The 9,481-nt window shown below is 69.2% G+C and carries 10 protein-coding genes; all 10 read right to left on the bottom strand.

The features are described from left to right. On the bottom strand, positions 1-348 hold a 348-nt coding region (locus AU185_RS08510), incomplete at its 3' end, for a DivIVA domain-containing protein (RefSeq protein ID WP_286143023.1). Positions 349-585: 237 nt separating this feature from the next. Then, positions 586-876: a YggT family protein gene (locus tag AU185_RS08505; protein ID WP_059098939.1), complete on the bottom strand. Its 291-nt coding sequence runs from the start codon at positions 874-876 to the stop codon at positions 586-588. Positions 877-979: 103 nt separating this feature from the next. Continuing rightward, the gene (locus AU185_RS08500) at positions 980-1,615 is read right to left on the bottom strand and encodes a cell division protein SepF (RefSeq protein WP_059098938.1); all 636 of its coding nucleotides are present in this window, start codon (positions 1,613-1,615) and stop codon (positions 980-982) included. A gap of 13 nt (positions 1,616-1,628) precedes the next feature. Further along, the gene (locus AU185_RS08495; RefSeq protein ID WP_502687775.1) at positions 1,629-2,441 is read right to left on the bottom strand and encodes a YggS family pyridoxal phosphate-dependent enzyme; all 813 of its coding nucleotides are present in this window, start codon (positions 2,439-2,441) and stop codon (positions 1,629-1,631) included. Further along, entirely contained in the window at positions 2,429-3,136 is a 708-nt protein-coding gene (gene pgeF / locus AU185_RS08490) for a peptidoglycan editing factor PgeF (protein ID WP_059098936.1), read from the bottom strand. The genes AU185_RS08495 and pgeF overlap by 13 nt, the downstream gene beginning before the upstream one ends. Before the next feature lie 14 nt (positions 3,137-3,150). Next, a complete protein-coding gene (gene ftsZ / locus AU185_RS08485; protein ID WP_059098935.1) occupies positions 3,151-4,302 on the bottom strand; it encodes a cell division protein FtsZ in 1,152 nt (383 codons plus the stop codon). Between the two features lie 181 nt (positions 4,303-4,483). Then, the gene (locus AU185_RS08480; RefSeq protein ID WP_059098934.1) at positions 4,484-5,380 is read right to left on the bottom strand and encodes a cell division protein FtsQ/DivIB; all 897 of its coding nucleotides are present in this window, start codon (positions 5,378-5,380) and stop codon (positions 4,484-4,486) included. Next, positions 5,377-6,822, bottom strand: coding sequence for a UDP-N-acetylmuramate--L-alanine ligase (gene murC, locus AU185_RS08475; protein ID WP_059098933.1), 1,446 nt, complete (start codon positions 6,820-6,822; stop codon positions 5,377-5,379). The genes AU185_RS08480 and murC overlap by 4 nt, the downstream gene beginning before the upstream one ends. Continuing rightward, positions 6,819-7,946, bottom strand: coding sequence for an undecaprenyldiphospho-muramoylpentapeptide beta-N-acetylglucosaminyltransferase (gene murG / locus AU185_RS08470; RefSeq protein ID WP_059098932.1), 1,128 nt, complete (start codon positions 7,944-7,946; stop codon positions 6,819-6,821). The genes murC and murG overlap by 4 nt, the downstream gene beginning before the upstream one ends. Next, complete coding sequence (ftsW, locus tag AU185_RS08465) at positions 7,943-9,472, bottom strand: putative lipid II flippase FtsW (RefSeq protein ID WP_172800377.1); 1,530 nt, start codon at positions 9,470-9,472, stop codon at positions 7,943-7,945. Before ftsW ends, murG begins: the two co-directional genes overlap by 4 nt. Positions 9,473-9,481 lie beyond the last annotated feature (9 nt).

The following is a 9,481-nucleotide window of genomic DNA, read 5'->3' as shown; positions in this document are numbered from 1 at the left end:
GCCTTCGCAGAACCTTGCCCGGCCTCCCCCGCCCGCCCCGCGGGTCCGGGGGGGGGGGGGCCCCCGGCGGGCGGCGGCGGGGGGGGGGGGGGTGGGCCGGGGGGGTGGCTGCTCGTAGACCGGCATGGCCTGCGTCGACTGGCCGGTGCCACCGGAGCCGGCGGAGGCCAGCTCCTGGTCCAGCTCGGCGACGCGCTGACGGAGGTCGGCGTTCTCCTCGATGAGCCGCGTCAGCTCGTTCTCCACCAAGTCGAGGAACGCGTCGACCTCATCCTCGTTGTAGCCGCGCTTGCCAATGGGTGGCTTGCTGAACGCGACATTGTGAACGTCGGCGGGTGTGAGCGGCATTGTCGCCCCCTTGAAGTCTGGACAGTCAACCGGTCTCAAAGTGTAGAGCTTGGGTGGAACGTAACTGGCGTCCATCCTGTCACACCAGCCGCGGCCGTTGCAGAAGTGGATGAAATTAAGAACCAATTTCAAACATCGTCGGACGTTCGGGGACGATTTCGCGGCTCAATTTCGGCCCCGGCAAATCGTGTCCGCAACTCGCAGCGGGCCCCGATCACCGCGCGGCGCGGCCGGGGCTCAGGCGGCCGCGCCGAACGCCAGTTGCATGCCGATGAAGGCGACCAGCAGCAAGACCATGATCGACAGGTCGAACCGCACCGCACCTATCGTGAGCTGCGGAATGAGGCGTCGCAGCAGTTTCACCGGCGGGTCCGTCACCGTCATGATGATCTCCAGGATCACCACCGTCGCGCCCTTGGGATGCCAGTCGCGGGAGAACGACCGGATGAACTCCACCACGACCCGGGCGATCAACAGCAGCCAGAACACGAACAGGGCGAAGCCCAGGATTTCGAAGAAGAGCGACAACGGAGCCGACCTCGCTACGGGCAGGGGTGTGACATCAGATACAGCCCTCGCGGCTGGTCACGCCCGAGGTGCGACGCCAGCCTACCTGTCCGTTCCGGAGTGCCTACTGATAGGCGTAGAAGCCCGCCTCGGCGATGCGGCGCCGCTCCTCGGCGCTGACGTCGATGTCCGCGGGTGACAACAGGAAGACCTTGGTGGCGACCTTGTCGAACGAACCCCTCAGCGCGAACGCAAGGCCGGCGGCGAAGTCGACCAGGCGCTTGGCGTCGGCGTTGTCCATCGACACCAGGTCCATGATCACCGGGGTGCCGTCGCGGAACCGCTCGCCGATCGTGCGCGCCTCGCTGTAGTCCTTGGGCCGCAGCGTGGTGATCTTGGACAGCGGGCTGCCCGCCTCGAACAACTCGGCCATCCGGCGGGGGTCCATCGCCAGCGCGCCGCGGGTCGCACCGCGCATCGGCGCGAATCGTGGTGCGGGACGGTCGAATTCGCGGGGTCGCAGCCTCGGCTCGAACCGGTCGTCGTAACCGCCCCGGTAGCCGGCCGGCGCGTCGTCGTACTCGCGGTCGTCGTAGCCCCGGAGGCCCGGGCCGTAGCCCTCCTCGTCGAAGCGGTCGTCGCGGCTACGGCGCGAATATCCACGGGAGGCGCCGCGGTCGTCGTCCTCGTAGTACTCGTCGTCGTAGTCATCCATCGGGGCCATACCGAAGTAGGCCTTGACCTTGTGAAGTGTGCTCATCGCTCGACCCTTCTCATGCCCTGGACTCTGGTGTCTGTGATGAATGTGTGACTGGAGTGACTACTTCTGGTGACGGTAGAGGACGTTGTCCCAATAACGCGGTACCGACACGCACACACGTCGAGCCGTGTTTGACCGCCGCCTCGAGGTCGTCGGACATGCCCGCCGACAACTGCAGACGTTGCTGGTAGGCCGCCTGCACCCGCTGATGTTCGGCCTGCAGACGCGCGAACGCGGCGTCGGGGTCGGCACCGAGGGGCGGCATCGCCATCAGGCCGACGAACTCCAACGCAGGCGCCGCGTGCGCGGCCGCGCACAGTTCGTCGACTTGCTCGGGCCTGTTGACGTCGACGCCGCCCCGGCTCTCGTCGCCATCAAGGCTCACCTGGATGAAGACGCGCAGCGGTTCGGCGCGGCGGCCGTCCTCGAGCGCGTCGGCGGCCGCGCGGTTCAGGGTGGCTGTCAATCGGTGGCTGTCGACGGAGTGCGCCGCATACGCCCAGCCCGCGATGGACCGCGCTTTGTTGCGTTGAATCCGTCCGACCATGTGCCAGCGAATGGCCGCGACATTCGCCATCGAAGCGATTTCTTTGACTTTATTCGACGCTTCCTGTTCGCGTGACTCGCCAAAAGCTTCGCATCCCAAACGGCGCAAAATAATGACATCGGTTGCCGGAAAGAATTTGGTCACCGGTAGTAATTCAATTTCGTCGATATCGCGTCCGGCGGCGCCGGCGGCGGCGGCGATTCGGGCGCGGACGGCGGCCAGCGATTCGGCCAACTCGAGTTCGCGCGGCGTAGGCAAGGCGTCCGTCACTCCATCCACACCAGCGATGCAAGCCGCCCGGTCGGCGCGTCGCGCCGGTGGCTGAACAGGTCGCGGTCCTCGACCGTGCAACGCGGGTCGACGTCGATGGCGGCGACACCCAAAGTGGTTAGTTGCCGGGAGATTCCGGCTCGCAGATCGAGTCCGGGCGTATTCTTCGCGGTCGTCGTGCGGCTGCCGGGCAGGGTGGTCTCCACCTCCGCGGCCATCGCCTCCGGAACCTCGTAGTTGCGGCCGCTGACCGCGGGGCCCAGTAGAGCCGAGATGTCCTCGGCCCGCGCACCCAGCGCGATCATCGTCTCGACCGTGCGCGCCACGACGCCTTTCTGTGCGCCGACCCGTCCGGCGTGCACGGCAGCCACCACTCCTGCCCGCGCGTCGCCCAATAAAACGGGAACGCAATCGGCGGTAACCACCGCCAATGCCAAACGCGGTCGGGTCGTAACCAATGCGTCAGTATTGTCGACCGGCACGTCCGGCGCATGGTCCACCACAGCGACGTGATCGCCGTGCACCTGATTCATCCAGACGATTCCGTGGTCCCCCAATCCGACCGCCGCGCTCAACCGCTTGCGGTTGGCGGCGACGGCAGCCGGGTCGTCGCCCACGTGGTCGCCGAGGTTGAAGGTGTCGAAGGGCGGCGCGGAGAAGCCGCCGGCGCGTGTGGTGGTCACGCGCCGTATCCGAACCGTCACGGTCGCCAGTATGGCTAGTGGCGCATGAACGGTGGCACGTCGACGTCGTCGTCGGCGATGCCGCCGTCGTCTCCGCCGATGCTGACCGTCGCGCCGTTGGTGTGCACCGGCACGCTCGCCGGATCGGCAGGGTCGAACAGCGACGTGGTCACCTTGCCGGCCTTGCCGGGCGTGATGCCCTGCCCCTCGGCGGGACTGACCACCGGTTTGCGCCCTGGGCCGGTGGAGTCGAACCCTGCGGCGATCACGGTCACGCGGACCTCGTCGCCCAGCGAGTCGTCGATGACGGTGCCGAAGATGATGTTGGCATCTGGATGGGCGGCGTCCTGGACGAGCGATGCGGCCTCGTTGATCTCGAACAGACCGAGATCACTGCCGCCGGCTACCGAGAGCAGCACGCCCTGCGCGCCCTCCATCGACGCCTCCAGCAGCGGCGAGTTGATCGCGATCTCGGCGGCCTTGAGCGCGCGGCCGTCGCCGCGGGCCGAACCGATGCCCATGAGCGCGGTGCCCGCCCCGCTCATCACGCCCTTGACGTCGGCGAAGTCGACGTTGATCAGGCCCGGCGTGGTGATCAGGTCGGTGATGCCCTGCACGCCGTTGAGCAGCACTTCGTCGGCGCTGCGGAAGGCGTCCATCAGCGACACCGCGGCGTCGCCCATCTGCAGCAGTCGATCGTTGGGGATGACGATCAGGGTGTCGCAACTCTCCCGCAGCGCCTGAATGCCGTTCTCGGCCTGGTTGCTGCGCCGTTTGCCCTCGAACGAGAACGGCCGCGTCACCACACCGACGGTCAATGCGCCCAGTTTTCGCGCGATCGTTGCCACCACGGGTGCGCCGCCCGTGCCGGTGCCGCCGCCCTCGCCCGCGGTGACGAACACCATGTCGGCGCCGCGCAGAAGCTCCTCGATGTCGTCCTTGGCGTCCTCGGCGGCTTTGCGCCCGACTTCGGGGTCGGCGCCGGCGCCGAGGCCACGGGTGGAGTCGCGACCGACGTCGAGCTTCACGTCGGCGTCGCTCATCAACAACGCCTGCGCGTCGGTGTTGATGGCGATGAACTCCACGCCCTTGAGGCCTTGCTCGATCATCCGGTTGACGGCGTTGACGCCGCCGCCACCGATGCCGACCACCTTGATGACGGCGAGGTAGTTGTGTGGGGGGGTCATTGCGATCCCTTCCTCCCGGGTTGGCTGTCGACACGCCGACCGCTTGGCAAACCCTAAACCTCAACCAGAGGGTTATAGTTATGTCAAGTTGTTTCCGCGCAACCAGAACGGTAGGGCGAGGTCGAGCGGTTGCCATGCAGGCGCGCCGACGTGTCGCAGATTTTTCCCCTCGCGTGTGCGGCTACTTCACCGTCGGCAGGTCCGGGCTCGACACGTCGTAGGTCTGTCCGGGCTGGGTGAGCAGCGCCCCGAGTTTCAATGCCTTCTCTTCGGTGCGATCGGTGGTGCCCCAGATCACCTGTCTGCCGTCGACGAGCTGCAAGGTGATGGCCGCGACCGACGGCGCCGCGATTCGCGCGACCTGGGCGGCGACCTCCGGACGCAGCGACGTCATCACCTGCAGCGCCGCCTTCGTCGGCCCGTCGTTGGGGCCGGGGTGATCGGTGTCGAGATACGGCACCCCCGGCGGCGGCGGACCGATCGCGAAGTCCACGCCGTCGCGGTCGAACAGGTGCGGTCCGTCGGGATAGTCCTTGACCACCACCGGCACTCGCTCCTCGACGGTGATCCGCAGGGTCGACGGATACTGGCGTTGGACGCGCGCGCTGGCGACCCGCCGGATCGTCGCCACCCGTTCGGCGACGTTGTCGGTGTTCACCTGCAGAAGCGGCGTGCCCGGCGCGACAGCCGCGGCGGCGACGACCTCCTCCCGCGTCACCGCGCCCAACCCGGTGACCACGGTGTTGCGCACGGCCATGACCGGCGTGAAGTACAGCAGCAGCCCCAGTCCGACGACGATCACGCTGACCAGCGCGGACCACATCAGCACCTTCAAGCCTCGGACCGTGCCGCGGCCGAGCTTGCGGGTGTTCTCGGCGGGCTTGCCGAGCGCGCGCCGCTTTGCCTCCCTGCGGGCCTGCTCGATCGCGGTGGCGCGGGCCTGCGCGGCGCGGCGCTCTTCCCGCTCGCGGCGTGCCCGCCGCCGCGGCCCCTCGAAATCCGGAGCCGCCGCAGGGGCCGCCGGTGTCTCGGGCGCGTCCGCCTGCTCGGTCGGGCCGCTGTCGGTCGGCTCGGTCATCGCGACCCCGGGGTGCCGCGGTTTGCCTTGACCCGCAGCGCGGCAAGGATTTCGGCGCCGAGAATGGTCACATCACCGGCGCCCATGGTGACCACGACGTCGCCCGACGCGGCGGCCTCGGCCACGCGCGCCGGCACCGCGGACAGGTCCGGCACGTACGTCACGGGCACGCCGACGTGTTCGGCGACGCTGGCGCCGCTGACGCCGGCGATCGGTTGTTCGCGGGCCGCGTACACGTCGAGCACGAACACTTCGTCGGCGCCGTCGAGCGCCTGCCCGAAGTCACGCGCGAAAGTCTGTGTGCGCGAATACAAGTGCGGCTGGAACACCACGATGGACCGGCCGCCGGACTGTTCGGTCACTGTGCGCACCGCGCTCAGCGTGGCCCGAACCTCGGTCGGATGGTGCGCGTAGTCGTCAAAGACGCGGACACCGCCGGCCGTTCCGACCAACTCGAACCGGCGGCGCACCCCTTCGAAGCCGGCCAGCCCGTCGAGCACGGCGTCGACCGGTGCGCCCACCTCGATCGCCGCCAGCACCGCCGCGATCGCGTTGAGCGCCATATGCCGTCCCGGCACCGAAAGGCGCATCACCCGCGGTTGCGGTTCGCCGGCGAGCCGGATGTGGGCCACCGCACCGGTGTCGTGCTGCTCCCAGCTCAGCAGCGTGCCCTGCAGGGGCAGGACCGGGTCGCTGCCGTACCGCAGCACGCGGATACCCAATTCCGCGGTGCGCTCCGCGAGCGCCGCGGCACCCGGGTCGTCGGTGCAGACAACCAGTGCGCCACCGGGTTTGAGGCGTTCGACGAAGTCGTCGAACACCGCGCCGTAGGCCTCGGCGCTGCCGAAGAAGTCGAGATGGTCGGCCTCGATGTTCGTCACCACCGCGACGTCGGGGGTGTACTCCAGCAGTGAGCCGTCGCTTTCGTCGGCCTCGGCGACGAAGCAGTCGCCGCTGCCGTTGTGTGCGTTGGTGCCGGCCTCGCCGAGGTCCCCGCCGACGGCGAAGGACGGGTCGAAACCGCTGTGCTGCAAGGCCACGATGAGCATCGACGTGGTTGTGGTCTTGCCGTGCGTGCCGGTCACCATCAAGGTGGTGTATCCCGCCATCAGCTTGGCCAGCACCACCGGCCGCAGGATCACCGGGATACCGCGCCGCCGCGCCTCGACCAGTTCGGGATTGGTCTTCGGGATCGCGGCGTGGGTGGTGACAACCGCGGTCGGCCCACCGGGCAGCAGGTCCAGCGAGGACGCATCGTGCCCGATCCGGATCGCCGCGCCGCGGGCCCGCAGCGCGGCCACCGCGCGGGACTCCTTGGCGTCGGAGCCCGACACCAGCCCGCCGCGGTCCAGCAGGATGCGAGCGATACCCGACATGCCCGCGCCGCCGATGCCGACCATGTGCACCCGCTGCAGCTCGTCCGGCAGCGACTTCGCTTTCATCGCAGGCTCTTTCGTCCGGGGCCGCGCGCGACCTCGAGAGCGATCTCGGCGACCCGCCTGGCCGCGTCGCGGTGACCGGCCAGCGCGGCGGCCGCGGTCATCGTCTGCATCCGGCCGGGGTCGGTGAGCAGGTTCACGACGGTGTCGGCGACGACGCCCGGCGACAGGTCGGCGTCCTCGACGATCAGCCCGCCGCCGGCTTCGACCACGGGCAGTGCGTTGAGCCGTTGCTCGCCGTTGCCGATCGGCAGCGGCACGTACACCGCGGGCAGCCCGACCGCGGTCAGTTCGGCGACCGTCATCGCGCCGGATCGGCAGATCGCCAGGTCCGCTGCGGCGTACGCCAGATCCATCCGGTCCAGATACGGCACCGCGACATAGGGCGGGTCGCCGTCGGCGGGCTCGCGCAGGACGAGGGTGTTCTTGGGGCCGTGGGCGTGCAATACCGAAATTCCAGCAGCGGCAAGGTCTTTGGCCGCGGCCGACACTGCACCGTTGAGGGACTGGGCACCCTGCGATCCGCCGAACACCAACAGCACGCGGGCATCCGGGGCGAATCCGAAGTGGGCGCGGGCCTCGGCCCGCAATGCCATCCGGTCCAGCGAGGTGATCGCCGCGCGCACCGGCACGCCGACCACCTCGACATCGCCCAACCCGGGGTCGGGCACCGCCGAGAGGATCCGCCGCGCCGATCGGGCCCCGACCCGGTTGGCCCAGCCGGCGCTGGCGTTCGCCTCGTGCACCACCACCGGCACCCGCCGGCGTCGTCGCAGGCTGTGCGAGGCCAGATATGCCGGCACCGCGACATAGCCTCCGAATCCGACGATGACGTCGGCCTGGACCTCGTCGAGCACCGCCCGGGTCTGCCGAACGGCCCGTCGCAGCCGCACGGGCAGGCGGACGAGATCACCGGAGAGTTTGCGCGGCAAAGGCACCGGCTGGATGAGTTCGAGGTGGTAACCGCGTTGAGGCACCAGCCGGGTCTCCAGGCCGCGGGGCGTGCCCAGCGCCGTGATCCGCACAGTCGGGCTGAGCGCGGCCAGGGCGTCGGCCACCGCCATCGCCGGTTCGACGTGCCCCGCGGTGCCGCCGCCCGCGAGTACCACGGAGACCGTGTCGTTCACCCGTAACGCTGACCTTCCAGTGCGCGCCGCCGGCTTCTGTCCGAACGGCCGCCTCCATGATGCCTTGCGGCCCGTACCGGCCCGCCGGCCGTCTGACGTTTGCGACGGTCGCCGGCGGCCTGCTTGCGCGCGGGCTTGGGGGCCTGCTTGGCCGCGGGCTTGGCAGGCCGGGCGCGTTTGCCCTTGCCCGGTTTGCCGGACCGCTCGGCGCCGCGCCTGTTGAGCCGGTCGCGCAGCGCCTCGGTGCGCGACGGCACATAGGGTGCGGGCAGCGGCAACCGCAGCAGGTTGTTGACGCGATCGTCGCGGCCGGCGCGCAGAGCCGCCACCGCCTCGGGTTCGTGCCGCGCCGCGTTCGCCATGATGCCGATCATCAGAAGCGTTGTCGCCGTTGATGTTCCGCCCGCAGAGATCAGCGGCAGCTGCAGCCCGGTGACCGGCAGCAACCCGACCACGTAGCCGACGTTGATGAATACCTGGCCCATGATCCACAACGTCGCGGTGGCGGTCAGCAGGCGCAGGAACGGGTCGGCAGAGCGCCGGGCGATGCGCATACCGGTGTAGGCGAACAGGCCGAACAGACACAACAGCCCCGCCGCGCCGATGAAGCCCAGCTCCTCGCCGATGATGGCGAAGATGAAGTCGTTGTGCGCGTTGGGCAGGTAGTTCCACTTGGCCGCGCCCTGGCCCAGACCGTCCCCGAACACCCCGCCGTTGGCCAGCGCGAACCGTGCCTGACGGGCCTGATACCCCGACCCCTGCGTGTCGGCCGCGGGGTTCAGCCAGGACTGCACCCGCGCCGACCGATAGCCCTCGGCCATGGCGAGTACGGCGGCCGACACCACGACCATGAACAGTGAGGACACGAACACCCGCAGCGGCAGCCCCGCGTACCACAGCAGGCCCAACAGGATGATGCCCAGCGACACGGTTTGTCCGAGGTCGGGCTGCGCGACGATGAGCGCCAGCGCGACGAACGCGGCCGGCACCAGCGGGATCAGCATCTCCTTGAGCGAGGCCTGTTCCATGCGGCGGGCGGCCAGCAGATGCGCGCCCCAGATGGCGAATGCGATCTTGGCCAGCTCCGAGGGCTGCATCGACAGTCCCGCGACCACGAACCAGCCCCGAGAACCGTTGGCCACCGTGCCGATTCCCGGGATCAGCACCAGGATCAGCAGCACGATCGTGATCGCGAAGCCGGAGAAGGCGAGGCTGCGCATCAATTGGATGGGGACGCGCAGCGCGAGGTAGAACGCGAACAGCCCGACGACCGTCCACAGCACCTGCTTGGCGAACACGACCCAGGGCGAGCCGTCCTGGTCGTAGGAGTACACCCCGGATGCCGACAGCACCATCGTCAGCCCGAGAGTGGTCAGCAGGGCGGCAACCGCGATGATCAGGTGGAACGACGTCATCGGCCGGCCGAGCCACGCCCCGAAACGGGTTCGGGGCCCGGCCGTTTCGGGCACCGGCTCCGCCGGCTTGTCCTCGGCGCCCGCCCTGCGAAGCCGCAGCCGGGTCAGGATCGCGCTCAT

Source organism: Mycobacterium sp. GA-0227b (genome assembly GCF_001499855.1).
Classification (GTDB): domain Bacteria; phylum Actinomycetota; class Actinomycetes; order Mycobacteriales; family Mycobacteriaceae; genus Mycobacterium.
Note: the sequence above shows the minus strand (reverse complement) of the source record. Positions and strands in the feature narration are given on the sequence as shown.